Annotated in this window: 37 protein-coding genes and 1 tRNA gene; 23 read left to right on the forward strand and 15 right to left on the reverse strand. The window is 65.3% G+C overall.

Annotated features, from left to right (window positions below):
- The first annotated feature begins 33 nt into the window (after positions 1-33).
- Positions 34-807 carry a phosphatase PAP2 family protein gene (locus VO57_011520; protein XBL68760.1) on the forward strand — a complete coding sequence of 258 codons (774 nt, stop codon included), beginning with the start codon at positions 34-36 and terminating at the stop codon, positions 805-807.
- Here the strand turns inward: VO57_011520 and VO57_011525 are convergent.
- The 3 genes from VO57_011525 to VO57_011535 are packed head-to-tail and all read right to left on the reverse strand — an operon-like array spanning position 804 to position 4,134.
- Positions 804-1,838 carry a 2-oxoacid:ferredoxin oxidoreductase subunit beta gene (locus tag VO57_011525; GenBank protein XBL68761.1) on the reverse strand — a complete coding sequence of 345 codons (1,035 nt, stop codon included), beginning with the start codon at positions 1,836-1,838 and terminating at the stop codon, positions 804-806. The two genes, VO57_011520 and VO57_011525, sit on opposite strands and share 4 nt — an antisense overlap.
- The gene (locus VO57_011530; GenBank protein ID XBL68762.1) at positions 1,835-2,200 is read right to left on the reverse strand and encodes a 4-fold beta flower protein; all 366 of its coding nucleotides are present in this window, start codon (positions 2,198-2,200) and stop codon (positions 1,835-1,837) included. The genes VO57_011525 and VO57_011530 overlap by 4 nt, the downstream gene beginning before the upstream one ends.
- Positions 2,200-4,134 carry a 2-oxoacid:acceptor oxidoreductase subunit alpha gene (locus VO57_011535; protein XBL68763.1) on the reverse strand — a complete coding sequence of 645 codons (1,935 nt, stop codon included), beginning with the start codon at positions 4,132-4,134 and terminating at the stop codon, positions 2,200-2,202. Before VO57_011535 ends, VO57_011530 begins: the two co-directional genes overlap by 1 nt.
- A gap of 176 nt (positions 4,135-4,310) precedes the next feature.
- On the opposite strand from VO57_011535, the gene VO57_011540 reads away from it, so the two are divergent.
- Complete coding sequence (locus VO57_011540; protein XBL68764.1) at positions 4,311-5,282, forward strand: alpha/beta hydrolase; 972 nt, start codon at positions 4,311-4,313, stop codon at positions 5,280-5,282.
- Complete coding sequence (locus VO57_011545; protein ID XBL68765.1) at positions 5,279-5,776, forward strand: RNA pyrophosphohydrolase; 498 nt, start codon at positions 5,279-5,281, stop codon at positions 5,774-5,776. The genes VO57_011540 and VO57_011545 overlap by 4 nt, the downstream gene beginning before the upstream one ends.
- A gap of 56 nt (positions 5,777-5,832) precedes the next feature.
- On the opposite strand, the gene VO57_011550 is transcribed toward VO57_011545, so the two are convergent.
- The 5 genes from VO57_011550 to pspF form a co-directional block, all read right to left on the reverse strand.
- Entirely contained in the window at positions 5,833-6,366 is a 534-nt protein-coding gene (locus VO57_011550; protein XBL68766.1) for a hypothetical protein, read from the reverse strand.
- 62 nt (positions 6,367-6,428) lie between these two features.
- Positions 6,429-7,619: an RsmB/NOP family class I SAM-dependent RNA methyltransferase gene (locus VO57_011555; GenBank protein ID XBL68767.1), complete on the reverse strand. Its 1,191-nt coding sequence runs from the start codon at positions 7,617-7,619 to the stop codon at positions 6,429-6,431.
- A 377-nt stretch (positions 7,620-7,996) separates the two neighbouring features.
- Positions 7,997-8,629 carry a GNAT family N-acetyltransferase gene (locus tag VO57_011560; GenBank protein XBL68768.1) on the reverse strand — a complete coding sequence of 211 codons (633 nt, stop codon included), beginning with the start codon at positions 8,627-8,629 and terminating at the stop codon, positions 7,997-7,999.
- Between the two features lie 14 nt (positions 8,630-8,643).
- Positions 8,644-10,107 (reverse strand): IMP dehydrogenase, encoded by a 1,464-nt coding sequence (gene guaB, locus VO57_011565; GenBank protein ID XBL68769.1) that lies wholly within the window; start codon positions 10,105-10,107, stop codon positions 8,644-8,646.
- Positions 10,108-10,255: 148 nt separating this feature from the next.
- The gene (gene pspF, locus VO57_011570; GenBank protein XBL68770.1) at positions 10,256-11,284 is read right to left on the reverse strand and encodes a phage shock protein operon transcriptional activator; all 1,029 of its coding nucleotides are present in this window, start codon (positions 11,282-11,284) and stop codon (positions 10,256-10,258) included.
- Positions 11,285-11,447: 163 nt separating this feature from the next.
- On the opposite strand from pspF, the gene VO57_011575 reads away from it, so the two are divergent.
- From VO57_011575 to VO57_011630, 12 genes are all read left to right on the forward strand, one after another.
- A complete protein-coding gene (locus VO57_011575; GenBank protein ID XBL68771.1) occupies positions 11,448-11,582 on the forward strand; it encodes a hypothetical protein in 135 nt (44 codons plus the stop codon).
- Positions 11,583-11,596: 14 nt separating this feature from the next.
- Positions 11,597-12,484 carry a phage shock protein PspA gene (gene pspA, locus VO57_011580; protein ID XBL68772.1) on the forward strand — a complete coding sequence of 296 codons (888 nt, stop codon included), beginning with the start codon at positions 11,597-11,599 and terminating at the stop codon, positions 12,482-12,484.
- Positions 12,485-12,487: 3 nt separating this feature from the next.
- A complete protein-coding gene (gene pspB, locus VO57_011585; protein XBL68773.1) occupies positions 12,488-12,811 on the forward strand; it encodes an envelope stress response membrane protein PspB in 324 nt (107 codons plus the stop codon).
- Positions 12,808-13,191, forward strand: a complete 384-nt coding sequence (gene pspC / locus VO57_011590; protein ID XBL68774.1) for an envelope stress response membrane protein PspC — start codon at positions 12,808-12,810, stop codon at positions 13,189-13,191. The genes pspB and pspC overlap by 4 nt, the downstream gene beginning before the upstream one ends.
- A gap of 27 nt (positions 13,192-13,218) precedes the next feature.
- Entirely contained in the window at positions 13,219-13,530 is a 312-nt protein-coding gene (locus tag VO57_011595; protein XBL68775.1) for a hypothetical protein, read from the forward strand.
- Positions 13,530-13,871, forward strand: coding sequence for a hypothetical protein (locus VO57_011600; GenBank protein ID XBL68776.1), 342 nt, complete (start codon positions 13,530-13,532; stop codon positions 13,869-13,871). Before VO57_011595 ends, VO57_011600 begins: the two co-directional genes overlap by 1 nt.
- Positions 13,871-14,176 carry a hypothetical protein gene (locus VO57_011605; GenBank protein ID XBL68777.1) on the forward strand — a complete coding sequence of 102 codons (306 nt, stop codon included), beginning with the start codon at positions 13,871-13,873 and terminating at the stop codon, positions 14,174-14,176. Before VO57_011600 ends, VO57_011605 begins: the two co-directional genes overlap by 1 nt.
- Positions 14,176-14,472, forward strand: coding sequence for a hypothetical protein (locus VO57_011610; protein ID XBL68778.1), 297 nt, complete (start codon positions 14,176-14,178; stop codon positions 14,470-14,472). The genes VO57_011605 and VO57_011610 overlap by 1 nt, the downstream gene beginning before the upstream one ends.
- Before the next feature lie 57 nt (positions 14,473-14,529).
- The gene (locus tag VO57_011615; protein XBL68779.1) at positions 14,530-14,763 is read left to right on the forward strand and encodes a hypothetical protein; all 234 of its coding nucleotides are present in this window, start codon (positions 14,530-14,532) and stop codon (positions 14,761-14,763) included.
- Positions 14,760-14,936, forward strand: coding sequence for a hypothetical protein (locus VO57_011620; GenBank protein XBL68780.1), 177 nt, complete (start codon positions 14,760-14,762; stop codon positions 14,934-14,936). The genes VO57_011615 and VO57_011620 overlap by 4 nt, the downstream gene beginning before the upstream one ends.
- Positions 14,937-15,125: 189 nt before the next feature.
- Positions 15,126-15,533, forward strand: coding sequence for a SufE family protein (locus VO57_011625; GenBank protein XBL68781.1), 408 nt, complete (start codon positions 15,126-15,128; stop codon positions 15,531-15,533).
- Positions 15,530-16,009, forward strand: coding sequence for a hypothetical protein (locus tag VO57_011630; protein ID XBL68782.1), 480 nt, complete (start codon positions 15,530-15,532; stop codon positions 16,007-16,009). The genes VO57_011625 and VO57_011630 overlap by 4 nt, the downstream gene beginning before the upstream one ends.
- A 9-nt stretch (positions 16,010-16,018) precedes the next feature.
- Here VO57_011630 and VO57_011635 read toward each other — a convergent pair whose 3' ends face one another.
- The 5 genes from VO57_011635 to VO57_011655 all read right to left on the reverse strand — a co-directional run bounded on the left by VO57_011635 (position 16,019) and on the right by VO57_011655 (position 19,175).
- Positions 16,019-16,804, reverse strand: coding sequence for a hypothetical protein (locus tag VO57_011635; GenBank protein ID XBL68783.1), 786 nt, complete (start codon positions 16,802-16,804; stop codon positions 16,019-16,021).
- 144 nt (positions 16,805-16,948) lie between these two features.
- Complete coding sequence (locus tag VO57_011640) at positions 16,949-17,350, reverse strand: hypothetical protein (protein XBL68784.1); 402 nt, start codon at positions 17,348-17,350, stop codon at positions 16,949-16,951.
- A gap of 15 nt (positions 17,351-17,365) precedes the next feature.
- A complete protein-coding gene (locus VO57_011645) occupies positions 17,366-17,905 on the reverse strand; it encodes a sterol desaturase family protein (protein ID XBL68785.1) in 540 nt (179 codons plus the stop codon).
- 23 nt (positions 17,906-17,928) lie between these two features.
- Positions 17,929-18,681 carry a hypothetical protein gene (locus tag VO57_011650; GenBank protein ID XBL68786.1) on the reverse strand — a complete coding sequence of 251 codons (753 nt, stop codon included), beginning with the start codon at positions 18,679-18,681 and terminating at the stop codon, positions 17,929-17,931.
- 92 nt (positions 18,682-18,773) lie between these two features.
- Complete coding sequence (locus tag VO57_011655) at positions 18,774-19,175, reverse strand: thioesterase family protein (protein ID XBL68787.1); 402 nt, start codon at positions 19,173-19,175, stop codon at positions 18,774-18,776.
- Between the two features lie 122 nt (positions 19,176-19,297).
- Here VO57_011655 and VO57_011660 point away from each other — a divergent pair, with 122 nt between their 5' ends.
- From VO57_011660 to VO57_011685, 6 genes are all read left to right on the forward strand, one after another.
- The gene (locus VO57_011660) at positions 19,298-19,477 is read left to right on the forward strand and encodes a hypothetical protein (protein XBL68788.1); all 180 of its coding nucleotides are present in this window, start codon (positions 19,298-19,300) and stop codon (positions 19,475-19,477) included.
- 38 nt (positions 19,478-19,515) lie between these two features.
- Positions 19,516-20,517, forward strand: a complete 1,002-nt coding sequence (locus VO57_011665) for an NADPH:quinone oxidoreductase family protein (protein ID XBL68789.1) — start codon at positions 19,516-19,518, stop codon at positions 20,515-20,517.
- A gap of 91 nt (positions 20,518-20,608) precedes the next feature.
- Positions 20,609-20,932, forward strand: coding sequence for a DUF1476 domain-containing protein (locus VO57_011670; protein XBL68790.1), 324 nt, complete (start codon positions 20,609-20,611; stop codon positions 20,930-20,932).
- A gap of 5 nt (positions 20,933-20,937) precedes the next feature.
- On the forward strand, positions 20,938-21,171 hold the full coding sequence (locus VO57_011675) for a BolA family transcriptional regulator (protein ID XBL68791.1): 234 nt from the start codon (positions 20,938-20,940) through the stop codon (positions 21,169-21,171).
- Positions 21,172-21,206: 35 nt separating this feature from the next.
- A complete protein-coding gene (grxD, locus tag VO57_011680; GenBank protein XBL68792.1) occupies positions 21,207-21,536 on the forward strand; it encodes a Grx4 family monothiol glutaredoxin in 330 nt (109 codons plus the stop codon).
- 242 nt (positions 21,537-21,778) lie between these two features.
- Positions 21,779-22,564, forward strand: a complete 786-nt coding sequence (locus VO57_011685; GenBank protein ID XBL68793.1) for an NUDIX domain-containing protein — start codon at positions 21,779-21,781, stop codon at positions 22,562-22,564.
- 177 nt (positions 22,565-22,741) lie between these two features.
- Here the strand turns inward: VO57_011685 and VO57_011690 are convergent.
- Together VO57_011690 and VO57_011695 are read right to left on the reverse strand one after the other, a co-directional pair.
- Positions 22,742-22,818, reverse strand: a tRNA-Arg gene (locus VO57_011690).
- A gap of 84 nt (positions 22,819-22,902) precedes the next feature.
- Positions 22,903-23,319: a (deoxy)nucleoside triphosphate pyrophosphohydrolase gene (locus VO57_011695; GenBank protein XBL68794.1), complete on the reverse strand. Its 417-nt coding sequence runs from the start codon at positions 23,317-23,319 to the stop codon at positions 22,903-22,905.
- A 113-nt stretch (positions 23,320-23,432) separates the two neighbouring features.
- On the opposite strand from VO57_011695, the gene VO57_011700 reads away from it, so the two are divergent.
- Both VO57_011700 and VO57_011705 read left to right on the forward strand, forming a co-directional pair.
- Positions 23,433-23,621: a Flp family type IVb pilin gene (locus VO57_011700; GenBank protein XBL68795.1), complete on the forward strand. Its 189-nt coding sequence runs from the start codon at positions 23,433-23,435 to the stop codon at positions 23,619-23,621.
- 110 nt (positions 23,622-23,731) lie between these two features.
- The gene (locus VO57_011705) at positions 23,732-23,905 is read left to right on the forward strand and encodes a Flp family type IVb pilin (GenBank protein XBL68796.1); all 174 of its coding nucleotides are present in this window, start codon (positions 23,732-23,734) and stop codon (positions 23,903-23,905) included.
- Positions 23,906-23,923: the final 18 nt, after the last annotated feature.

Consider the following 23,923-nt stretch of genomic DNA (forward strand, 5'->3'; position numbering starts at 1 on the left):
GAACCTCGCACCAGACAGGCTGTTCCTGCTTGCATGGATCACAGCCACATCGGCCACGGACACGAGCCCCAGGCGACTCTCCCCGCCGAGACCGTCGCGCTTCCCGAGCGTGGCTTCACGATCAACCGCAGCAAGGCACTGATTGCCGCAGGCGTGCTGTGGTCGACCTGGGGCTTGATGATCTGGCTGGTCACACAGGGCCGTACCGCCGGCTTCGACCATTCGGGGCTGATGCTCTACCGCGCGGGCGTCGATCTCCAGCCACTCGGCGGCAACATGCTGCAAGAAGCGGTGCGCGATATCACCGCGCTGGGCGGGCTCCTTCTATCCACGCTCGCGGCGGGAGCGGCGGCGATCGCCCTGCTGTTCCTGCGGATGCGACGCGAGGCAATGCTGTTTACGCTTACCGTGGTGCTTGGCTGGGGCCTCAACGCGCTCATGAAGACGCTCGTCGGGCGGGAGCGGCCCACCCTCGTCCCGCATCTGACCGAGGCGGCGGGCTACAGCTTCCCCAGCGGGCACAGCTTTACCTCGGCGATGATCTATATCGGCATGGCGCTGGCCTTCGCCTCGTTCAGCGGCAGGCACTCGGTGCGCTACACACTGATCGGCAGCGCAATGGTGATCTCCGCGATGATCGCGTGGAGCCGGGTGATGCTGGGCGTGCACTTTCCCAGCGATGTGGTCGCCGGCTGGAGCGGCGGCGCGGCGTGGGCCTTCACCGCCGCCGCGCTGCTATACGAACCGGCCAAGCGCGCTGCCGACAGCGCGGCAGCGCACGGGCTCGATCCGCTGGGTCACCGCTAGACCGGGTCCTGCGCCGTCCCGTCGACGGTCCAGGTCTGGCCACCGCTGAGCAGCTTGGCGAGGTTGGCTTCCTTGCCGCTCACCGAAGCTTCACGCTCCGCAATCACCGCGCTTTCGTAAGTCGGCGCGGGATCGTCGTAGAGCACGCCGAGCGGCATGGGGAATTCGCCGAAGGGCAGCTCCGCAAGCAAGTGCGCCATCACGCGGTTCTTCACGTTGTGCACGCGCACGCCTGCCGCCTGCCAGTCACCGTCGACGACATCGACCACGGTGAAGTGAAGGTTCTCGGCATCGAAGGCGAGGCCCTTCTCCCCCTTGTCGAACAGCATCGGCTCGCCATCGGCCAGCCACAGCTGCTGGCCTTCTGCACCCTTGGGCGCGGCGAAGGCGTCGAATACGTCCTTGTTGTAGACGATGCAGTTCTGGAAGATCTCGACGAACGCCGCACCCTGGTGGGCGTGCGCGGCCTTAAGGACATCGGGCAGGTTCTTCGACACGTCGATCCCGCGCCCGACGAAGCGCGCACCGCTGCCCAGCGCGAAGGCGCATGGATTGGCGGGATGGTCGACCGAGCCGATCGGGCTGGTCGGCGTGCGCGTGCCTTCGCGGCTGGTGGGCGAGTACTGGCCCTTGGTCAGGCCGTAAATCTCGTTGTTGAACAGCATGATCTGCATGTTCACGTTGCGGCGAAGCACATGCATCATGTGGTTGCCGCCGATGCTCAGGCCATCGCCGTCGCCGGTCACGAGCCATACGTCGAGGTCCGGATTGGCAAGCTTCACGCCCGTCGCCACCGCCGGCGCGCGACCGTGGATCGTGTGGAAACCGTAGCTCTCGATGTAATAAGGGAAGCGGCTGGAGCAGCCGATGCCGGAGATGAACACCGTGTTCGCCGGATCGCTGCCAAGCTGCGGCAGCGTGCGCTGCACCGCCTTGAGGATCGCATAGTCCCCGCAACCGGGGCACCAGCGGACCTCCTGGTCGGTTTCCCAGTCCTTGAGCGTGGTTTCGATTTTAACGGGTGCGTTCATTCTTTACCTCCGAAATCCTTCAGAGAGGACGCAAGCGCCATCGTATCGAAGGGCGGTCCAAGCGGAGCCGGTCCAGCATCGACCACACTTTGTCCGCGTGGTACTAAGCGTTCCTGCATCGGGCTGAAGCGAGGCTTGGGGGGGCTGAGCAACTGAAGCTCGGGATCGCTCCCTACAGCCACCGGTTGCCGCTCGTTGTTGTAGAGAACACCAGCAATGAAGGTACCCAGCGGGCCGCTTCCGTTCGCACGGAACAGGTGTTGCTCAAAGAGGTGACCCACTGGCTCCCCTTCTTCGTCGAAAAGCCAGCGCCCTTCCCTAGTACCGACTATGGTGCCGTTTTTCCCGCGAAGATAATCCATCACTCGCTCTCCACCGGACTCGGCAGCTGCTGTTCGTTGGGCTCGACCTCGCCGCCGGTGTTGCCGGGGACGCCATCGAAGTAGGCGCAGATCGCCTCTTCGAGTTCGGCGATCTGGAACGGCTGGCCGCTGGTCTTGGTCAGGCTTTCGGCATCGACCAGCAGCTGGTCGCGCAGCACGGTCTTGAGCTGGCCGGTGTTCATCTCGGGCACCAGCACGCGCTCGAACCCGCTCAGCAGCTCGCCGAGGTTCTTCGGCAGCGGCCAGATGTGGCGGATGTGGATGTGCGAGACCGAGCAGCCCTTGTCGATGCTGCGGCGCACCGCCTGTTTGATCGGGCCGTAGGTCGAACCCCAGCCGACAACCGCCAGCTTGCCGGTCGTCTCACCGAAAGCCACTTCCTGATCGGGCACGGGGATATTCGCGATCTTGTCGCGCCGCGTGTCGGTCATCAGCTGATGGTTGGCCGGATCGTAGGAGATGTTGCCGGTGGTGGCGTCCTTCTCGATCCCGCCGATGCGGTGCATCATGTGCGGCGTGCCGGGCTTGATCCACGGGCGCGAACCGTTTTCGTTGCGCTTGTACGGCTCCAGCACCTCGCCGCGCGGTTCGGTTAGGAACTTGGCGGGGAACGGCTCGAAGCTGCTCGGATCGGGCACCTTCCACGGCTCGGCGGCATTGGCGATGTAGCCATCGGTCAGCAACATCACCGGGGTCATGTATTTGACCGCCAATCGGCACGCTTCGATGGCGACCTCGAACGCGTCGCCGGGGCTGCGCGCGGCGATCACCGGCATCGGCGCATCGCCGTTGCGGCCATAGACCGCCTGATAGAGGTCGCTCTGCTCGGTCTTGGTCGGAAGGCCCGTCGACGGGCCGCCACGCTGCGAATTGACCACCACAAGCGGCAGCTCGGTCATGATGCCGAGGCCCAGCGCCTCAGTCTTCAAGGCGATGCCCGGACCGCTCGAACTGGTGACGCCCAACTGGCCCGCGTAGCTCGCGCCGATCGCGGCGCACACGGCGGCGATCTCGTCTTCCGCCTGGAAGGTCGTAACGCCGAACTCTTTCAGCCGCGCGAGGTGGTGCAGGATCGCCGAGGCGGGCGTGATCGGATAGCCGCCGAAGAACATCGGCAGCTCGGCCAGCTGCGCACCGGCCACCAGGCCGAGCGAGACGGCTTCGGCACCCGTGATGGTACGATAAAGTCCCGGCTCGGAGGGCGCAGGCGGCAGGTGGACCTGTTTGAGCGGCGCGGAAAGCTCCGCCGTCTCGCCATAGGCGTGGCCTGCGTCGAGCGCGGCGATGTTGGCCGCGGCAATGTCGGGCGCCTTGGCGAACTTCCTGTTCAGCCAGTCGTGGAGCGGCTCGCGCGGACGGTCGAACATCCACAGCGCGAGGCCAAGCGTCCACATGTTCTTGCAGCGCAGGCCATCTTTCTTGCCAAGGCCGAAGGGCTCCACGGCTTCCAGCGTGCGCGCGGAAATGTCGAACGCGAGCACATCGAACGGCGCAAGAGTATCGTCGTCGAGCGGATTGGCGTCGTACTTCGCCTTGTCGAGGTTGCGCTTGGTGAACTCGCCCGTGTCGACGATCACCAGCCCGCCGGGCTTGAGCGCGGGCAAGTTCACCTTCAGCGCCGCCGGGTTCATCGCCACCAGCACATCGGGCGCGTCACCCGCGGTGTTGATTGCCCTCGATCCGAAATTGATCTGGAAGGCGGAGACGCCGAACAGCGTGCCCTGCGGCGCGCGGATCTCCGCCGGGAAGTCCGGGAAGGTCGCAAGGTCGTTGCCCGCCAGCGCGGTCGACAGCGTGAACTGCCCGCCGGTGAGCTGCATGCCGTCGCCGGAGTCGCCGGCGAAGCGGACCACGATCGCATCGGGAACGTCGGTTTGCGTAGTGGTGGAAGCGGGAGGCGCTTGAGTCGCCATTTTCTAACTATCCTTCGGGTCTTCGTGGCGCTTTGGAGACGCGCCTTGAACCGCCGCCTACGTGGCCGTCCGCAGCCGAGCAATCAAGTTTTTCTAGTCCGGGGTAAGCAGATCGGTGGACAGGTTCATGTGCGAAAGCCTATCCAGCCCGGCCCGATTGATCGAAGGATACGACCATGGCCGACGCTCCCAGCCCCAATGTCGATGGCGAACCTTTCGTGCGGCCCGATACACGCGCCCTGCTCGATATGCTGAAGGCGATGAACCGCCCTCCGGTGGAAGAAGCGGGCGCAGTCGCAGGGCGCGAAGGCATGCGCGCGATGGCGCAGATCGGCGAGGCTCCGGCGCGAGAGATGGCGGTGGTGAAGGATGTAAGCGTGCCCGGTCCGGCAGGCGATATCCCCTGCCGTTTCTACGACACGCGCGAATCGCGCGAGGCTGGGCCTGTGGTGCTGTTCCTTCATGGCGGTGGCTTCGTGATCGGCGATCTGGAAGTCTACAATGCGATCTGTACCGAATTTGCCGCGCGGCTCGACCTGCCGGTGCTCTCGGTCGATTACCGACTCGCACCCGAACACCCCTTCCCCGCCGCGCCCGACGATTGCGAGGCCGCGGCCCGCTGGCTGGCCTCCTCGCCAGAAGAGCTTGGCCGCGAGATCACCGGGCTGGTCATCACCGGCGACAGTGCGGGCGGAAACCTGACGATCGTCACCACCAATGCGCTGCGCGACAAGCCGGCGGATGTGCCCGTGCTGGTCCAAGCGCCGATCTATCCGGTCGCGGACGAGGCCGGGCAGCACGAGAGCTTCCGCCTCTTCAGCGACGGATACTTCCTCACCGGATCGACGATGGCGTGGTTCACCAAGAGCTATGCCGCCGATCCTCAGAGCCCGCGCAATCTGCCCATGCTGGGCGACTGCAGCGATGCCCCGGCAACCGTGCTGTGCACCGCCGGGCTCGATCCGCTGCGCGATTCGGGTCGGAGCTATGCGGCCTCTATATTGAAGAATGGGACCGAGGTTACCTATCTGGAGTTTCCCGGCATCATCCACGGATTCTTCACCATGAGAAAGGCAATCCCCAGCGGCCAGGCCGACGTCGAGGCCTTTATCGATGCGGTTGGCGCAGCACTGGAACGACGCAAATGACCATGACTCAGGACCGCGACATCAACCAGCTCGGCTATCGCCTCTGCGTAGGGGTAATGCTGGTCAATTCAGCAGGCGACGCCTTTGTCGGCCGGCGGATCGACACCAAGGAAGGCGACTTCTGGCAGATGCCGCAGGGCGGCGTCGACGAGGGTGAAGACCTGCGCGAGGCCGCATTGCGCGAACTGTGGGAAGAGACCGGCGTCATCGCGGACAAGATCGCAATCATCGGCCAGACCCGCGAACCGCTGCGTTACGACCTGCCGGACGAGCTGATCGGCAAGCTGTGGGGCGGCCTCTATCGCGGGCAGGAGCAGCACTGGTTCCTCGCCCGGTTCGAAGGGACCGACGACGACGTCGATCTGGAAGCGCACGAAACGCCGGAGTTCTGCGAGTTCCGCTGGGTTCCTGCATCCACGCTGCCCGACCTGATCGTCCCCTTCAAGAAGCGCGTCTACCGCGCCATCGTGACCGAGTTCGCCGATCTGATCTGAGGGCCCTTCCCGCTCCGCCCCGGCGGCGGGGCGGGAGGTCCGAGCCCTGTAATACCCTACCGCGCGCCGCCGTCCGGCTTGGCGAGGTTCTGCGTCACCACCGCATCGGGCATCACCGCTTCGGCGGTCAGCACCTTGCTGCTGCGCGGACCCTGCGCGATCGCGGTCGCGAGCGCGCGGGTCTCGGGGCAGCTGCCGCCACACAGCGATTCGAGCTGCGCGAGATTGCGCTGTGCCCGCTCGATCGCGCCCTTTTCCACCATCGCCGCACCTTCGCCCGCGATCGCGGCGTAATTGCCCGGATCGCGGGTCAGCGCTTCGCGGTAATAGCGGATCGCCTTGCCCTGCAGCCCTTCACGACGCGCGGCCTCGGCCAGCGAGAGCAGGATCGGGGTGTATTGCGGATCGACCGCGAAGGCGGCCTCCAGCAGGTCGACCGCGCGCTGCGGCTGGCCGTCTTCCAGCGCGGTCTGCGCCTGAGCGATCAGCATGCCCGCACGCGGATCGACCTGAGCCTCTCTGGCCGAGCCAACACTCGCGGTCACCGCGACCAGCAGCGAAAGGGCGGCGGCGGCGGGTGCGAAACGCATGGCGGTCTCCTTCAGGGATGCCGGAAAAGTGGGCGACGGTTCGTCCATAGAACCGCAGGCTATCACGGCAAACGGCCCCTTGCGACGAAAAATCCGTCCGTGCCGTCGTGGAACGGGGACATGCGGATTCCCTGCGCATTCTCGCCCCCGCGCGGCCTCCCCAGAGGCAGCGGCGGGAGGTCCGCGCGCCAGCCATCGTGGCTATCCAGAAAGCGCGCGAATCGATCCGCGCCCTCTTCGTCGAGCAGCGAGCAGGTGATGAACACCAGCCGCCCGCCCGGCTTCACCAGCTTTGCACCCAGCGCCAGCAGCGCGTCCTGCGTTGCGGAGAAGCGCGCCAGCCGGTCGGGCGTCAGCCGCCACTTGGCCTCCGGCTTGCGCCGCCAAGTGCCGGTGCCAGAGCATGGCGCGTCGATCAGCACGCAGTCCGCCTGCCCCGCCAGATCGCCCAGCGCCTCCATCTCCTTGCCAGGATCGAGCAGACGCTGTTCCACATTGCTCGCCCCGGCACGCTCGGCCCGGGGACCGAGCTGCGAGAGGCGGCGCTTGTCCGTGTCCGACGCGATCAGTCGTCCGCGGTTCTCCATCGCCGCGGCGAGCGCCAGCGTCTTGCCGCCCGCACCTGCACACAGATCGATCACCGTCTCGCCCGCGCGCGCCTCTGCCGCAAGGCAGGCGATCTGGCTGCCGTGGTCCTGCACCTCGATCCGCCCTTCGCGATAGGCGGGCCACTGCTCGATCTGCGTGCCTGCCTCGAACCTGAGCGCGTGCGGCGCGGCGAGCGGCTCGCCCGGCTCGGGCAGGTCGATCGATGCGCGATCTGCCTTCAGCGCGTTGACCCGCACGTCCAGCGGTGCACGGCCCATCAGCGCGGCCCCTTCCGCGCCCTTCACATCCGAGGCGGAGAGGCGCTTGGCCAGCCAGGCCGGTGCGAACCCGCTTTTAGCCACAGGCTCCTCGGGCTGGATCGCTGCGGGGCCATATTGCGACCCATCGAACAGTGCGGAGATCGTGGTGTCCCGCTTCGCCAGCGCAAGCATCGCCGCCCGCCCGCTTTCGGGCACCGGGCCGCAATGGCGGATCGCGTCATAGACCAGCTCGCGCACCGCGCGGCGGTCCTTCGATCCGGCATAGCGGTTGGCCTTGGCCCAGTCGGCGACGATGCGATCGGCCGGAGCGCCCTGCCCCTTTGCAGCTTCGATCACCTTGTCGAGGATCGCAATCGCCGCCTGAACGCGCGCTGCGGGCGTCATGCCCGGCCACCGATACGCGATGCGCCTGACACACCTGACACACAGTCCAGAGGGAGAAAAATCGCGGGGCCGGAGAGCGGGGGATGCTGGGTTTCGCGAGCGGACGGATGGGGCACGTTCATGCGCCCTCCTTGGCACGGTGCGCCCCGGTAGGAAACGTCTAAGCCCGCGTGGATAACCGGTCTTGTGAGAGATTGGCGGAAGATGTTGGCAGGGGAAACCCTATGGTCTCGTCGCCCCCGCGCAGGCGGGGGCCCAGATAACGCGGGATTTCTGGTCTGATATCTCTGGGTTCCCGCCTTAGCGGGAATGACGAAGAGGGGGGCGGGGCGGGCGTTGCCCCTCCCCCTCTCCAACTGTTCAGGGTTCGAGGGACCTCAGTCGGGAGCGCGCTCGCGCCTCAATGCGGTGGCATAAGGCGACACCACTTCCCATCCAAGCGATAGATAGAGCAGCCGCCCCTCCTCTGTAGCGACCAGCAATTGGGGCAGGTCGTCCCCGTGCCGGTTTCGACCGATCAACCCCATCAGCGCTTTCCCGAGCCCGCGGCGTCGGAAGGCAGCTTCGACCACGATGCGATCATAGACAAACGCCTCGGCACCCCGCCCCCAGAACCCGCGTGCGGCGAGTACTCCGTCCGTAGTCGCGATGTCGATCCTGCCCGAGTCACCGCCTTGCTCGGTACGTGCCACGAATCCATCGGGAAGGTCGGGCAGCGCAGGGGTGCACCGGCAATGCATGAAGTACCCGGTATCCTGCACATCCCAGCCGGACGGCAGGAACCCGGCCAGATCGCGTGCGGGAATGCACGCCTTGATCGGTTCACGCGGACTGTCGATCTTCCCCGCCAGCTCGCCGATCCGCATATCGGCAGTGGGGAACACCCACCGGCGCAACTCGGCCGCGCCGTTCGTATCGACCCGAAAGCCGCCGTGCGATGCGACTGGCAGCGGCAGACCGCGGGCAAGCGAGCGCCCGGTCAGCCAGGCTTCGAGGAGCGCCGGTGCCACTCCGCCTTCCGGCATCAGCGGGTCGGGTAGTTCGGCGCCTCGCGGGTGATCGCGACGTCGTGGACGTGGCTTTCGGTCAGGCCGGCATTGGTGATCTGGACGAACTGGGCGCCCTTGCGCAGATCCTCGATCGTGCGGCTGCCGGTGTAGCCCATCGCCGCCTTGATCCCGCCGACCAGCTGGTGGATCACCGCGCTGGCCGGGCCTTTATACGGCACCTGCCCCTCGATCCCTTCGGGGACCAGCTTCATCGCGGAGACGTCCTGCTGGAAATAGCGGTCGGCACTGCCGCGCGCCATCGCGCTGACGGAGCCCATGCCGCGATAGCTCTTGAAGCTGCGACCCTGGTATATGAAGGTTTCGCCCGGTGCCTCTTCAGTGCCCGCCAGCATCGAGCCGACCATCACGCAACTCGCCCCGGCGGCCAGCGCCTTGGCCGCATCGCCGCTGGTGCGCAGGCCACCATCGCCGATCACCGGAACGCCCGATTTCTCGGCTTCCTCGGCGGCATCCATGATCGCGGTCAGCTGCGGCACGCCCACGCCCGCAACAACGCGCGTGGTGCAGATCGAGCCCGGGCCGATGCCGACCTTGACCGCATCCGCGCCCGCATCGATCAGCGCGCGCGTCGCCTCCGCCGTGGCGACGTTTCCGGCGATGACCTGGACCGAATTGCTCAGCGTCTTGGCCCGTTCGACCGCTTTCAAAACGTCGCGATTATGGCCGTGTGCGGTGTCGATGATGATGACGTCGACTTCCGCATCGACCAGCGCCTGCGACCGTTCGAAACCCTTGTCGCCGGTGGTGGTGGCCGCCGCGACACGCAGGCGGCCCGCCGCGTCCTTGGTCGCGTTGGGATAGGTCACCGCCTTTTCGATGTCCTTGACCGTGATCAGGCCGATGCAGCGATATTCGTCGTCGACCACGATCAGCTTTTCGATCCGCCGCTGGTGCAGCGTGCGCCGCGCCTCTTCCTGCCCGGTGCCCAGCGGCACGGTGGCGAGGTTATCGGTGGTCATCAGCTCACGGATGGGCTGCGCGGGGTTTTCCGCAAAGCGCACGTCGCGGTTGGTCAGGATGCCGACCAGCTTGCCGCCGCGATCGGTCACCGGGATGCCGCTGATGCGATTGGCGCTCATGATCGCCTGCGCTTCGCCCAGGGTCGCGTCGGGATGGATCGTGATAGGGTTGACCACCATCCCGCTTTCGAACCGCTTGACCGCGCGCACCGCAGCGACCTGTTCCTCGATATCGAGATTGCGGTGGAGCACGCCCATCCCGCCCAGCTGGGCCATCGCGATCGCCATGTCCGCCTCGGTCACGGTGTCCATCGCGGAGGAGATGACCGGAATGTTGAGCGCGATCTCGCGCGTCAGCCGGGTGCGCGTGTCGGCCATGCTGGGCAGCACCTCGCTCGCGGCGGGGCGCAGCAGCACGTCATCGAAGGTCAGGGCGAGGGGGATTTCCTTGAAGGCCACGGGGGGGCACCTTTCGCAAGCTGGTCTGCGATTTCGAGCCCCGGCCTATGGCGGGCGACTCGGAGAATCGCGGGAAGTTCGAACCACTGTCTTGCAGGCGGCCCTTAGCGAGCCCGTCGGCAATCCGCCAGTGGGCGCAGAGCAACTATCAGCCGCCCTCTTCCATCAACCCGTGCTTCTTGATGCAATGGCGCAGCTGATCGTAGCTGAGGCCCAGCGCCTTGGCGGTCTGCCGCTGGTTCCAGCGATGCTTGCCAAGCGCATGTTCCACGATCGCGCGTTCGTGGCTGTCGACCGCGGCGCGCAGGTCGGCAATGTCGTCGAAATCGAGGCGCTGCGCGGGTTGTGGCGCAGCCGCGGCACCCTCTTCACGGCGGGCGGATGCGGGCATGGAGGCGGGCTTCCACGGGCTGTCGAACGGATCGTACACGATATGCGCGACCGGGCGTTCGGGATCGTCCCAGCGATAGATCGCGCGTTCGACCACGTTGCGCAGTTCGCGCACATTGCCGGGCCAGGCGTATTCCTCCAGCTCCGTCTGGACATGCTCGGCATAGCCAGGCCACGCGTCCCACCCCAGCTCGGCCGCCATGCGCCGCCCGAAATAGTCGGCCAGCACCAGCACATCGCCCTCGCGCGCGCGCAGCGGCGGCAGGGTGATAACCTCGAAGCTGAGCCGGTCGAGCAGGTCGGCGCGAAACTCGCCCCGCTCCGCCTTCGCGGGCAGATCCTCGTTGGTCGCCGCGACGATCCGGCAGTCGACTCTGACGGGGCGGCTGGAGCCGATCCGGGTGACCTCACCATATTCGACCGCGCGCAGCAGCCGCTCCTGCGCGGCCATGGAAAGCGTCGCGAGCTCGTCGAGGAACAGCGTGCCGCCGTCAGCCTCCTCGAACCGGCCCTCGCGCGCGCGGGTCGCGCCGGTGAAAGCGCCCGCTTCGTGGCCGAACAGCTCGGCCTCGATCAGCGTTTCGGGCAGCGCGGCGCAGTTCATGGTGATCAGCGGCTCGCCCCAGCGCGGGGACAGGCGGTGCAGGCGTTCGGCAATCAGTTCCTTGCCCGTGCCGCGCTCGCCGATGACCAGCACCGGGCGCTGCAGCGCGGCCGCGCGGCTGGTCCGCTCGACCGCATCGAGAAAGGCGAGCGATTGCCCGACGAACTGGTTCTCCCGCTCCATGCCCCGCAATATAGTGCCACAGCCCAAGCCTTGGCAATTATTCCCAACATGCTGTTCGTCGAATTTTGCGACATCGGCGGAAAACCGCGTTTTTCATAACTTGGCACGCCGGTTGCAAAGTGTGGGGCAACGGATCGAAACACCCCGGCAGGAGGCCACTAACATGACCGAACAGACCCAATCGCAGCGCCACTTCGGCAAGGCCGTGCTGGTCACCATCCTCGGCATCGGGGCGCTCGTCCTGCTGAATCCGCAGTCCAACGATGCGCCGCACGTGGGCAGCGGGTATATGGTATAGGTGGTGGAAATCGCATGACCGACCACACCGATCCCCCCGGCCGCGACCGCCGCCTCTCGCGCCTCGACACCGAGGTGGAGCAGCTGCGCCGCAGCCCGACCCCCACGCAGAGCGGCCGGTCGAGCGCCGAACGCGCTGCCGACTGGACAAACCCGGACAAGGTCAACGAGAAGCTCAACACCTTCATCTCATACGGAGCACCCTTCATGGGCATCTTCAGCCGCACCCGCGACATCATCGCGGCCAATTTCAACGAAATGCTGGATAAGGCAGACGATCCGTCGAAGATGATCCGGATGATCATCCTCGAAATGGAGGAAACCCTGGTCGAAGTGCGCGCCAGTGCCGCGCGCACCATCGCCGATCAGAAGGAAATGCACCGCCACACGGTCAAGCTGGACAAGCTGCAGGCCGACTGGGGCGAGAAGGCGCAGCTGGCGCTGAGCAAGGACCGTGAAGACCTCGCCCGCGCCGCGCTGGTCGAGCGCAAGAAAGCCGCCGACATGAGCGAACAGCTCAAGGCGGAAATCAGCGTGCTCGACGATTCGCTGCGGGCTTACGAGGAAGACATCCACAAGCTGCAGAGCCGCCTGCGCGAAGCGCGCAGCCGCCAGTCGCAGATCGCGGCCCGGCTCGAAAGCGCGGAAAACCGCGTGAAGCTGCGCAGCCTGATGACGACCGAGCGGGTCGACGAGGCGCTGACCCGCTTCGACGCGCTCGAGCGCCGGGTCGATTACGCGGAAGGCCGCGCCGACCAGCTCAAGATGGAAAGCGAGAGCGGCAAGCTGTCGCTGTCCGACGAAATCGCCGCCCTCGCAGGATCGGACAAGGTCGACGAGGAACTGGAAGAAATGAAACGCGCGCTCGGCAAGGGAGCCGACGACGCCAAAAAGGGGGATTGAGCCATGGGAGACTTTTTCTTTCCCATCATCATTTGCAGCATTCTCTTCATCGGTCTGCCGTGGGTCATCCTGCACTACGTGACCAAGTGGAAGACCGCGGGCGGTGGCATCACCACCGATGACGAGGCCCTGCTGGAAGAGCTCTACGCGCTCACCAAGCGGCTCGACGACCGGATGGATACGGTCGAGCGACTGGTCGCCCACGACCACGCCGACTTCAAGCCCGCCCGCCTGATCGCCGACAACAAGGCCGACAACGAGGAACTCGACGAACTGGAAGCGCTGCTCGCCCGCAAGCGCGCCGAACACAGGGAGACCCGCGCATGAACACGTCCCGCACCACGCTCTACAAGGACAAGCACAACGCCAAGCTGATGGGCGTCTGCGCAGGGCTCGCCGACTATACCGGGATCGATGCGCTGTGGTGGCGGCTCGCCTGGGCGGTTTCGACCATCGCCGGTGCCGCCCCGGTTACCCTGCCCGCCTACCTCATCATGGGCCTGCTGCTGAACCACAAGCCCGAGCAGTTCTACACCGCCGACCGGCAGGAGCAGAAATACTGGCAGGGCGTGCGCGCCAATCCGAAGCGCACCGCGCGGGAAATCCGCGGCAAGCTGCGCGAGATCGACCGTCGTCTGGCGAATGTGGAGGAGCACTATGTGAGCTCCAACCCGCGCCTCGACGCCGAGATCGAACGCCTGCGCTGACACCAACCGAATTAGGGGAGATTACCAATGGGAGAACTGATCGGCCTTGCTGCGGTCGTACTGATCTTCGGCATCCCACTGCTCGCGATATGGACGTCGCACCAGCAAAAGATCGCCAAGATGCAGGTCGAATCCACCGCCGAAACCACCGCGGAAAAGGCTGCGCAATACGCCACCCAGATCCAGCGGCTCGAAGACCGGGTCCAGGTGCTCGAACGAATCGTCACCGATCGCGGATACGACGTCGCCACCCAGATCGAAGCGCTGCGTGACAGCCGCTCGGTCGAGGATCGCGACAGCGGCATGCCGCTGACCTCCGGTTCGCGGGAGCGTGTGTGATGGGTGAGTTCTTTAGCGGCCCGGGCATGATCGTCGCCATCATCGCGCTGACCACCGGCGGATGGCTGATCAACAACTGGATCCGCGCCAAGCATGGCTACGATCTGGAAGACGAATGGGGCGGCAAGACCTCCCGCGCGGACAGATCCGCCGAACTGGACGGGCTGCGCGGCGAAAACGCGAAGCTGGTCGAACGGCTCAATGCGCACGAAGACCGGCTCAAGGTGCTCGAACGCATCGTGACCGACCGCGGCTATTCGCTGTCCGACGAGATCGAAGCCCTGCGCCATGACGACAGCAGCGGCGTACCGCTGAACACCGGCAAGAAGGAACGCGTGTGATGCCTTTCGAAGTGACCGATGAAGTGATCGTCCTGGTCGGCATGGCCGTCGTCGCAGCCTGGGTCCTCACCACCTGGATGCGGATCAAGCACGGCTACCCGCTCGAAAACAGCTGGGGCAAGGCGGTCTATCCCAAGGACAGCGAAGAGCGCGTGAAGCTGCTGACGCAGGAAAACGCCCAGCTGCGCGCCGAACTGGGATCGATCAAGGACCGGCTCGGCAATGTCGAGCGGATCGTGACCGATAGCGGCTACCACCTGACCCACGAGATCGAGACGCTGCGCGAGAAGCAGGAGACCAACTGATGAGCTGGGCCGCCGCCATCGTCCTGATCGTACTGATCGGTGCCGCCGCGAGTGTTCTGCGGTCGCGCAACAATGCACGCAACGGCATCACCGAAGACATGATGGGCAATCAGACGATCACCCACCGGCCCGATCCTACGCCGCAGGCCGACGAGGAGGCCCAGCGCGAGATCGCCGAACTGAAAAAGCGGATCGCAGTGCTCGAACGCATTGCCTACGACAAGAACACCAGCACCGCGCGCGAGCGGGAGCGGATTTCCGCCGAGATCGACGCGCTGCGCGACAGCCAGGACTGACGCCGCCCCTGATTTTACCGGGCGCCCCAACGAGAGCACGACAGGAGGATTGAAGTTATGGAGCCGACACTCGTCATTGCCGCCACCTCGCTTCTCGGCCTCGGGCTGGTCGCTGCCGCGCTGCTGCGCGCTTGGGAAGGCTGGCTGGCGCTAAAGCGCCGCGAGCTGGACGCGATCGCCGCCGGACACGACGCGGGCGAGGAGACGCGCGGCGCGGGCCGCATCGCGCTCGCCGACCTGCGCGAACGCATCCGCAAGCTGGAAGCCATCGCGAACGGTATGGACCTGTGAGCGGCGCGAAAAGCCAGGCCGCACAGGCCGGCATCGGCCTCGGCAGCGCGATCGCGGTCGCAATCTCGTGGTCGCTGCACAAGTCGATCGTATGGGCGATCATCCACGGCTTTCTCAGCTGGTTCTATGTGATCTACTACGCGCTCACCCGGCCCGGCGGGCTGAGCGGATAATATCCCTCTCCCCGTTCGGGGAGAGGATAGCGCAGATTGCTCCGCAAGGAGCTAGCGAAGCTTGGAGAGGGGCCCTGCCCTCGCCAACACGGCACACCCCTCTCCAACTGCGACCGCGACGCCTGACGGCGCCGGGTCTGCGTATCCTCTCCCCTTGAGGGGAGAGGGTTTATCGCTACATGCGACCGCATGCGCAGCCTCGACGACATCCGCGAAGAATACGAATTTCTCGAAGGGGACGAACGCTATCGTCTGCTGATCGAGCTGGGCCGCGATCTGGAAGAGATGCCCGACGCGCTCAAGACCGACGCCACGCTGGTGCGGGGCTGTTCTGCGGCGGTATGGGTCTATCCCACAGGGGAAGGCGACAAGCTGCATTTTCTGGCGGACAGCAACGCAGCGATCACCAAGGGGATCGTCGCGCTGGTGATCGCCGCCGTGCAGGACCGCCCGGCCGCCGAAGTTGCGCAGATGGACGTGACCGCCGCGCTCGAACCCTTCGATCTGAAAAACCAGCTTTCCAGCAACCGGACGCAAGGGGTGCCAAACATGATCGCGCTGGTTCAGGAACACGCACAAAGGATCGCCGCGCAATGACCCGCATGTTGTTCGCCATTGCCGGGGCCCTCGCGCTGGTCGCGTGCGGCTCTGGCCAGGATGCCTATTCCCCCTCCCCCGGCAGCGATTCGGGCGACGGTTCTGCCGGCGAGACCGCGCAGCAATTGCCCTTCGGCTTCAGGCTGTTCCCCGACGCGCGCGTGCTCAACAGTTTCCAGCAGGGGCTGACCGTCACCATTGGCTCCGACGCAAGCCAGCAGGAAATCGCCGCCTTCTACGAGAGCGAGCTGGAACGGCTCGGCTGGAGCGAGGTGTCACAAAGGGGTGGCGAAGAAAGCGCGACCATCATGCTGGAAGGCCGCGACCCGACCCGGCCCGGCAAGGTGCTGGGCGTGGGGATCACGCGCAGCGGCGAAGGTGCGGACCAGACCGCACTCAGCTTCATCGAATCCGATGTGCCGGTTGCCCCCGAGCCTCCGCCGGAAGAGCCGCTCGACCCGCTGGCGGAAGGCTAGCGCCCCGGCTCAGCGCCGATCGGTATAGTCGATCCGGATACGTACCCAGCTGCCGACCAGCGACTTGCCTCCACGCCGCGGCGGGCGCACCCGGAACTGCCATGCGGCGGCCAGGATCGCGCGGTTTATCATCGAGCCTTGCGGATATTCGCTGAGCGCGACGCAGTCGACAACGCGAAATTCGGGCGCGGTCTTGCATGCGATCAGGCCCCAGCCCGGGCCGGATGCGGTGGAGAGATAGCCTGCCAGCTCGCTGTCGTCCGGCTCGCGATACCAGCGCGCCGCGTAGAGCGGCTGCCCGTCGGGCGCGGTGCCGACCACTTCGGAATCCGCGACGCCCGACCGCGAACCAGTGTCGACCGGCCCGTACACCTGCTTGGGCGCAGCGGGCTGTGCCGGGCGCGCGGGAGCCTGGCGGGACGGCAACTGGAACGGCGTCGGAATGACGGGCTGCGGCACCGGCTGGGTGGGCGCTATGTCCGGCTGCACCGCCTCGGGGCGCTCGATTTGCGGGTCCGAGGGCTTGGAGCGCTGCTCGGGCTGCGGGGCGCTCTCGCTCGGCTCCTGCTCGGCCTGTTCGCTCTCATTCGGGGAATCGTCCTGCGCCTTCAGGTCCACCACGGTGAGGCTGCCCGGCGCCGCGTCCGGCTCGTCGTGAATGTTCAGGGTGAGCAGGACGATCAGCAGGATCGCCTCGATCAGTAGCGCGGCGATCAGCCCGACCACCCGTCGCCCGCGCTCGCTGCGCAGGGGCTCGAACAGCGGGTGGTCGCGAAGGGACTGTGCTTGGGGCAACGGGCCTCGGGGGAATGAGTCGGGCGGAAGTCGGTCGCAAGCCTAAGGCGGCTGAATAGGTTCCCCGCGCCGGAGGGGCAAGCGCGCAGGTATGCGTGACGAGATCAGTCAGACGGTGGGCACTTCGGTGCGAACTGAAGACAGCTAGCGGGTCAAAGGGGCATGCTCGACGACGCTGACTTCCTCCGGCGACGCCCAGCTCACTTCACGATGCATCTCGAAGGTACCGTATAATTCCGCCAAAAACCAAGTTCCAGAGATTGACTGGCCATCATCACTCAGATGTCCGCTGTAATCGACGGGAGTGTTGTAAGCAGGTCCGGCGGATAGATAGGTTTTGATAAAATCGATTGCCTTGCCCGATCTTATCCCTTCCACCAGCGCTCGCGCAGTCATCGGGCGAAACTCGTTGGGCTCAATGATCTCACCTGAAAAACGGGCCCCAGTTTCGGAAAAGACTGCCACAAATGGGGTTTCCGGACCAAGATTGTCCGAATAACGATAAGTCCCATCCCAGCGTCCCGTCACGTCCAGCGGAGCCGCCATGACAAAACGAGGCGCCTAAGCCCCCGCGCTCTCGCGCACCACCGCTTCGCCCGCTTCGCGCTGGCGTTTGAGTTCCGCCTTCAGCTTGGTCGGGTCCTGCGGCCAGACGAAGCCGAAGCTCACCCCGCCCTCCTTGCCGATGGTCGCGTGGTGCAGCTTGTGCGCTTGCACCAGCCGCTTGGCGTAGCCGCGCTTGGGCACGTATTTGAAGTAGCGCTGGTGGACGAGCCCGTCGTGCACCAGCGTGTAGATGATCCCGTAGCCAAGGATGCCCAGCCCGATCCACGTCGCGGGGGGCCAGGCATAGTCACCCGCAACCAGCGGACTGCCGAGCATGAACATCGAAATGCTCATCCCCGCGCCGACCACGCCATACAGGTCGTTCTTCTCGAAGCGGTTATTATGCGGCTCGTGATGGTCGCGATGCCAGCCCCAGCCCCAGCCGTGCATGATGTACTTGTGGCTCGCCCACGCGACCCATTCCATGAAGGCGATGGTCGCGATGACGATTGCGATGGGGATCAGCACCTGCATGGAACCGATGTAGTCCAGCATTTATCGAAATGCGAGCGCGAGGCTCACTCCTCCGGATCGATCAACCGCGCCCGGGGCTGTCCGCCGCTGACTTCCACCGCCCAGGTGCGCTTGGGTTCGATCGTGCTCACGAAGATCGGCAGGCCACCCGCGAAGGCCGAGAATACGTGGATCTCGGTCGGCACGGGGTCGAGAATGTGGACGATCCCCACAGCTGCGGGCGTCTTCCCGTCAGCGCCGCCCTGCGCCGTCGGCAGATCGATGCAGCTTTTCGAGAATGCGCGCTGGTCTACCACTTCACCGCCGCGAACCTCGTACCGGTAATGGCCACCCAGCGGCATGGCGGAGAGCGTTTCCTGCGGTGTCAGCCAGTAGACATAGGCGCTGCCGTCCCCCTTCCCGGTGGGCATGACCACCGAGTTGAACGGCTTGGCGCTGCACCGGGCGACGTCCTTGGGAAATGCAATCTGGCGCGCCTTCACAAGCGCGGACTGCGCCTGGTCGAGTGCAGGCGCATTGTCGGGGTGAAGCGTGCGCGAAGACACGCCATCTGCGGAATAATCGGCCGAATAGACCGGGAAGAACGCATCCGCGTCCTGCCGCCAATAGATGACGCGCAAACCGTCCCCGACCGGCTCGACGATCCACCCGCCGATCGTGCGGAGCCGATCCTCGGGCACGTCTTCCAGCATCGTGTCGGTGGTCTGCCACGCCGCCTGATCATACTGGTACAGCGTCAGCCCGCGATTGAGAGAGCCTTGCAGCGCCTCGCGTTCCGCATCCGAAACCCCCGGCATTGCGGGCTCTTGAGCGGCTAGTGGTGAGAGCGTCGCTGCGAACAGAAGCACAGCCGCGAAAACGAAACGCATCATGCTCCCCCGGCTACAACCTATTCCGCGGGCGGGAAAAAGTGGCGGGCGATCTCTTCGCCGATGCGTGCGGGGCGCAGGCTCTTGGCGTCGATGCAGCACCAGCTGGACTTGACCTCGGCCAGCACTTCCCCACCCCGTTCGATCACGGTGTGGTAGAATGCGCGGGCACCGCGCGTGCTTTCCAGCACGGTGCGCGCGATCACGTCGTCTTCGAGGAAGGCGGGCTTGCGGTAAGTTATCTCGTGCTTGAGCGCGACCCACGCACGCTCCGCCACGGCTTCCGCAGGCGCGAATTTCTGCCAGTGCGCCAGCACGGCGTCCTGCACCCAGCCGAGGTAGCGCGCGTTGTTCACGTGCCCCATGAAGTCGATATCGGAGGGCTGGATATCGATAGGATGAGCATATGGCTTTGCTGACATAACTGTAAGTTAGCCCCTAATGCCTTACATTACCATGACCGGAGCGTGCTTTCGGCAGGATTTTTTCCAGCCCGTGCCCGCGCGGCTTGCAACGATTTGGCGGCCCATGCACTAGGAAAGGCATGAGCAAGAGCAACAAGAGCCTGACCGGCGTCGCCATCGCGACCGGTGCCGCCATCGGATCCGCCGCTATCGCCGCCGCCCTGCTATACGCGGGCAAGCGCCGCAAATCGGGCGATGGAGAGGCTGAGCCCAAGCAGCTGCCGCCGATCCCCTCGGGCGAAGATCCGCAGACAGACTGATCCAACGCAATTAGCCAGAAACTGGGAGGAGAGACCCGATGAAAGCCGTGCTTACCAAGGAAGTGGGCGGGCCCGAAACGCTCGTCGTGGAACAGATCGATGCAGTGCAGCCCGGGAAGGGCGAGGTGCTGGTCGATATTGCCGCGTGCGCGATCAATTTCCCCGACACGCTGATGATCCGCGACATGTACCAGTTCAAGCCGGAGCGCCCCTATTCGCCCGGCGGCGAGATTTCGGGCACGATCGCGGCGGTCGGCGAAGGCGTTGACGGCTGGCAGGTCGGGGACCGGGTGCTCGCCGGTATCGGCAGCGGTGGCCTGCGCGAACAGGTCGCGATCGACGCCGCCAAGCTGTTCAAGGTGCCCGAAGGGGTCGATCTGGTCGAAGCCTCCGCCCTGCTGATGACCTACGGCACCATGATCCACGCGCTCAAGGATCGCGGCGACATCAAGCCGGGCGATACCGTGCTGGTGCTCGGCGCGGCAGGCGGCGTCGGGCTCGCCTCGATCGAGCTGGCCAAGGCCTATGGCGCGCGCGTAGTCGCGGCGGTCTCCAGCGATGAGAAAGCCAAGGTCGCCAAGGATGCAGGCGCGGACGAAACCGTGGTCTATCCGCGCGCGCCGTTCGACAAGGACCAGTCCAAGGCGCTGGCTGGCGCGTTCAAGGAAGCGGTCGGTGCGAATGGCGCCGACATCGTGGTCGACATCGTCGGCGGCGACTATTCCGAGCCCGCGCTGCGCTCCATCGCCTGGGAAGGCCGCTTCCTGGTGATCGGCTTCCCCGCAGGCATCGCGAAAATGCCGCTCAACCTCACCCTGCTCAAGAGCTGCGACATTCGCGGCGTCTTCTGGGGTGCGTTCGCCGCGCGCGAACCGCAGCGCAATGCGCAGAACATCGCCGAGCTGTTCGAGATGTGGAAGGACGGCAAGATCGCCCCTCAGGTGAGCGAGACCTTCAGCCTCGACGACGCAGCCCGCGCGATCGAAAAGCTCGAAAACCGGCAGGCCATCGGCAAGCTGGTGGTGGTAATGGACAAATAGCAGCTCGCTTGCGGCTTCGGCCGCCCACGACTATCTGCGAGACAAGATCTCCGGCCCCTGAGGGGGCGCTTATCAACAGGCAACGACACACATGACCAGCTTCAAGGATCGGGAACGCGGCGAGGAAGCCAAGTACGCGTTCGATGAGGAAACCTCTTTCAAGATCGCCGCGCGGCGCAACCGGCTGCTCGGCGAGTGGGCCGCCGACCTCATGAATCTGACCGAGGAAGAGGCCGACAGCTACAAGAAGGCTGTCGTTCAGGCCGATTTCGAGGAAGCGGGCGAAGAAGACGTGATCCGCAAGGTTCTCGGCGATCTCACCGCAGCCAGCTGCGATGTCGACGAAGCCGCAGTGCGCGCCAAGCTCGCCGAGTGCGAAGTCGAGGCACGCCGCCAGCTGATCAGCGGGACGTAAGCGTCATGCCGATGGCAGCCGACGAAATCGAAGCGATGATCAAGGACGCGCTGCCCGGTGCCGAGGTCGAGATGCGAGACCTTGCCGGGGATAACGACCATTGGGCAGCCAAGGTCGTCGCGCCCCAATTCGCGGGGAAAAGCCGCGTTCAGCAGCATAAGCTGGTGTACGAGGCGCTCGACGGGAAGATGGGCGGCGTGCTCCACGCCTTGCAACTGACCACCGAGCCTCCCAAGTGACCCCCAAGAGCTAAAGCAAACGGCGGTTTACAATCATGGCAGATACCAAAGAACGCATCTCCGGCATTGTCGGTGAAAACGAGGTCGTCCTCTTCATGAAGGGCACGCCTCTGTTCCCCCAGTGCGGCTTTTCCAGCCGCGCGGTTCACATCCTCGATCATTGCGGCGTGACGTATGAAAGCGTCGACGTGCTGCAGGACATGGAAATCCGCCAAGGGATCAAGGCCTATTCCGACTGGCCGACCATCCCCCAGCTTTATGTGAAGGGCGAGTTCGTGGGCGGCAGCGACATCATGACCGAGATGTTCGAAGCCGGCGAACTCCAGCAGATGTTCACCGACAAGGGCGTGAAGACGGCCGATTGAACCGGCATGACCTGCCTTTCGGCGGGCCGCGCCTGTCGGCGCACCATATGGAAAACTTCGGGGAGGCGGGGCCGGGAGACCATCGGCCCCGCCTCTTGTACGAAGTACAGGGACGCATATTCCTATGCACCTCCCGTGCCAGTTTTACCCGATGCAGCCCGCCTGCGGTATGCGGTGGTTAACGCATCTGGCACCACCAGGGGCATTGTAAGAAATCCCGACAGCAGGTTAGGCAACGGATCATGGCTGGCAGCGTAGAACAAGATGCCCCGCGCGATGGCATCCCCGCCGCAACGGTGGTGATCTTCCGCCATGCGCCCGATGGCGGCGCGCCGCAGATCCTGATGCAGGTTCGCTCCCGCTCGCTCGCCTTTGCGGGCGGCATGGCGGTGTTTCCCGGCGGCCGCGTCGACCCCAGCGATTACGACCTCGCGCGTGAGGCTGGCTACGTCGACATCGATGAAGCCGCGCATCAGATCGCCGCGATCCGCGAAACGCTGGAGGAAACCGGCCTTGCACTGGGCCTGCGCGGCACGATCGACGCACAATCCGCTGCCGAGGCGCGCGCGATCCTGCTGGAAGAGAAAAGCCTCCTTGCGGTGCTGGAGCGCATGGGCTGGAGCATCGCGCTCAACGATCTCGTCCCCTTCGCGCGCTGGTTTCCAAAGAACGAGCGCCTGCCCCGCATTTTCGACACGCGCTTCTATATCGCCGATCTGGGCACCGGCGCGGTCGATATCGCGGTCGATGCGCAGGAGAACACGCGCCTGTTCTGGACCAGCGCGCGCGATGCGCTGGCAGGTGCCGATCGCGGCGAGATCGACGTCATCTTTCCCACCCGCCGCAACCTTGAACGGCTGGCGCAGTTCGACGATTTCGGACAGGCCAGGGACCACGCACAGACGACGCCGCTCCCCACGATCGTCCCATGGATCGAAGAACGGCCGGAAGGCCGCAGCCTGTGCATTCCAGAGGGTTGCGGCTATCCGGTGACCTCCGTTCCGCTGGACGACGCCAAACGGGGCTGAGGCTCGGTCGAGGGCGGGCCTTCACGCACTTAGAGAACATTCTTGAAAGATTGCCGCGGGCCTGCGGCTGCCGGTGCACCCTGCGCACCGGCAGGCAGCACCATGCGGGGCAACGCAGCCTCAATCGGCGCATATCAAAAAAGGCCCAGTTCCGATGAAGGAACTGGGCCTTTTTAATGGCGCGCCCGAAAGGATTCGAACCTCTGACCCCCAGATTCGTAGTCTGGTGCTCTATCCAGCTGAGCTACGGGCGCCCGTGAGGCGCCGCACATAGCAGGGCAGACCGGCTTGGCAATGGTTTTGTGACGAAAATCCGGAATGTTTTCCCACAGGGCGGGTCAGACGAACAATTGCGCGGCGAGAACCCGGTCGAGAGGCGGCATGGCGAGCCCCTCGATCTCGCCCCGTGTACACCAGCGCCACTGCCCTCCTTCGCGCGAGGTCGCCTCCCCTGCCCATGCAGGACAGCGGAACAGCAGCAGCAGGATCGGTCTGCCGCCCTTGCCCTGCGCCGTCTCCTGCGCGGCAAAGCCCGCCTCGACCATCTGCGCCGGATCGACCTCCAGCCCGCACTCCTCTGCAATCTCGCGCACCAGCGCCGCACGGGCGCCCTCGCCCGCCTCTATCTTGCCGCCGGGAAATTCCCACAGGCCGCCATGCGCCTTGTCCTCGGGCCGACGGTGCATCAGCCACCGACCCTCCTGCGGACCGATCGCGGCAGCCACTACGGGCAGGTATGTCGGAATATTTGCCACCTTGGTGCCCTGCTTTACGGTGCCTTAACCCTGGTGCGCCATGAATGCGCCTATTCTCGGCTCAATGCGAGCGGAGGGTGTGCTCGAGGGCACATATTCGTGGGGGCTGCACAATGAACCGCTTCTGGTACCGGCTGACCCGCGACGAACGTGGCGCAACCGCAGTGGAATACGGCCTGATCCTCGCCCTCGTGTTCCTCGCGATGGTCGGCGCGATCGGCACCTTTTCCGACGGTGTCATCGGCACGTGGGACACCGTGCGCACGACCTCGGCCGACGCGGTCGCCCGCAGCGACAGCTAAACCGCGCGCTCTTAGCTCTTTTTCAACGAATGATCCCTAGACCGGCACCTGCTCTTTCCAAGGGGACGTGGGCAGAGCCGGGTAACGAAGACGATAACAGGAGACCGATCATGAAATTCTTCCGTGAACTGATGAATGACGACCAGGGCGCGACCGCCATCGAGTATGGCCTTATCGCAGCCCTTATCGCCGTCGCCGCGATCACCGCGATGGGCAGCCTCGGCAACCAGCTGAGCAACACCTTCACGACCGTGTCGACCGACATGGCGCCGAAGGCTGACTAAGCCTTCTCGCGAAAGCGA

This window comes from Citromicrobium bathyomarinum, assembly GCA_001306305.2.
GTDB classification, from domain to species: Bacteria; Pseudomonadota; Alphaproteobacteria; order Sphingomonadales; family Sphingomonadaceae; genus Alteriqipengyuania; species Alteriqipengyuania bathyomarina.

Coding starts and splice junctions, on each gene's coding strand:
- VO57_011650 (XBL68786.1), bottom strand. CDS start 18,681: ATGCCGGGGGTTTCGGATGCGGAACGCGAGGCGCTGCAAGGCTCTCTC.
- VO57_011630 (XBL68782.1), top strand. CDS start 15,530: ATGACCCGCATGTTGTTCGCCATTGCCGGGGCCCTCGCGCTGGTCGCG.
- VO57_011610 (XBL68778.1), top strand. CDS start 14,176: ATGAGCTGGGCCGCCGCCATCGTCCTGATCGTACTGATCGGTGCCGCC.
- VO57_011540 (XBL68764.1), top strand. CDS start 4,311: ATGGCCGACGCTCCCAGCCCCAATGTCGATGGCGAACCTTTCGTGCGG.
- VO57_011555 (XBL68767.1), bottom strand. CDS start 7,619: ATGACGCCCGCAGCGCGCGTTCAGGCGGCGATTGCGATCCTCGACAAG.
- VO57_011655 (XBL68787.1), bottom strand. CDS start 19,175: ATGTCAGCAAAGCCATATGCTCATCCTATCGATATCCAGCCCTCCGAT.
- VO57_011605 (XBL68777.1), top strand. CDS start 13,871: ATGCCTTTCGAAGTGACCGATGAAGTGATCGTCCTGGTCGGCATGGCC.
- VO57_011670 (XBL68790.1), top strand. CDS start 20,609: ATGACCAGCTTCAAGGATCGGGAACGCGGCGAGGAAGCCAAGTACGCG.
- pspA (XBL68772.1), top strand. CDS start 11,597: ATGACCGACCACACCGATCCCCCCGGCCGCGACCGCCGCCTCTCGCGC.
- grxD (XBL68792.1), top strand. CDS start 21,207: ATGGCAGATACCAAAGAACGCATCTCCGGCATTGTCGGTGAAAACGAG.
- VO57_011600 (XBL68776.1), top strand. CDS start 13,530: ATGGGTGAGTTCTTTAGCGGCCCGGGCATGATCGTCGCCATCATCGCG.
- VO57_011645 (XBL68785.1), bottom strand. CDS start 17,905: ATGCTGGACTACATCGGTTCCATGCAGGTGCTGATCCCCATCGCAATC.
- VO57_011640 (XBL68784.1), bottom strand. CDS start 17,350: ATGGCGGCTCCGCTGGACGTGACGGGACGCTGGGATGGGACTTATCGT.
- VO57_011535 (XBL68763.1), bottom strand. CDS start 4,134: ATGGCGACTCAAGCGCCTCCCGCTTCCACCACTACGCAAACCGACGTT.
- VO57_011550 (XBL68766.1), bottom strand. CDS start 6,366: ATGCGTTTCGCACCCGCCGCCGCCGCCCTTTCGCTGCTGGTCGCGGTG.
- VO57_011525 (XBL68761.1), bottom strand. CDS start 1,838: ATGAACGCACCCGTTAAAATCGAAACCACGCTCAAGGACTGGGAAACC.
- pspC (XBL68774.1), top strand. CDS start 12,808: ATGAACACGTCCCGCACCACGCTCTACAAGGACAAGCACAACGCCAAG.
- VO57_011700 (XBL68795.1), top strand. CDS start 23,433: ATGAACCGCTTCTGGTACCGGCTGACCCGCGACGAACGTGGCGCAACC.
- pspB (XBL68773.1), top strand. CDS start 12,488: ATGGGAGACTTTTTCTTTCCCATCATCATTTGCAGCATTCTCTTCATC.
- VO57_011615 (XBL68779.1), top strand. CDS start 14,530: ATGGAGCCGACACTCGTCATTGCCGCCACCTCGCTTCTCGGCCTCGGG.
- VO57_011625 (XBL68781.1), top strand. CDS start 15,126: ATGCGCAGCCTCGACGACATCCGCGAAGAATACGAATTTCTCGAAGGG.
- VO57_011660 (XBL68788.1), top strand. CDS start 19,298: ATGAGCAAGAGCAACAAGAGCCTGACCGGCGTCGCCATCGCGACCGGT.
- VO57_011595 (XBL68775.1), top strand. CDS start 13,219: ATGGGAGAACTGATCGGCCTTGCTGCGGTCGTACTGATCTTCGGCATC.
- VO57_011665 (XBL68789.1), top strand. CDS start 19,516: ATGAAAGCCGTGCTTACCAAGGAAGTGGGCGGGCCCGAAACGCTCGTC.
- VO57_011675 (XBL68791.1), top strand. CDS start 20,938: ATGCCGATGGCAGCCGACGAAATCGAAGCGATGATCAAGGACGCGCTG.
- pspF (XBL68770.1), bottom strand. CDS start 11,284: ATGGAGCGGGAGAACCAGTTCGTCGGGCAATCGCTCGCCTTTCTCGAT.
- VO57_011530 (XBL68762.1), bottom strand. CDS start 2,200: ATGGATTATCTTCGCGGGAAAAACGGCACCATAGTCGGTACTAGGGAA.
- VO57_011575 (XBL68771.1), top strand. CDS start 11,448: ATGACCGAACAGACCCAATCGCAGCGCCACTTCGGCAAGGCCGTGCTG.
- VO57_011685 (XBL68793.1), top strand. CDS start 21,779: ATGGCTGGCAGCGTAGAACAAGATGCCCCGCGCGATGGCATCCCCGCC.
- VO57_011545 (XBL68765.1), top strand. CDS start 5,279: ATGACCATGACTCAGGACCGCGACATCAACCAGCTCGGCTATCGCCTC.
- VO57_011520 (XBL68760.1), top strand. CDS start 34: ATGGATCACAGCCACATCGGCCACGGACACGAGCCCCAGGCGACTCTC.
- VO57_011705 (XBL68796.1), top strand. CDS start 23,732: ATGAAATTCTTCCGTGAACTGATGAATGACGACCAGGGCGCGACCGCC.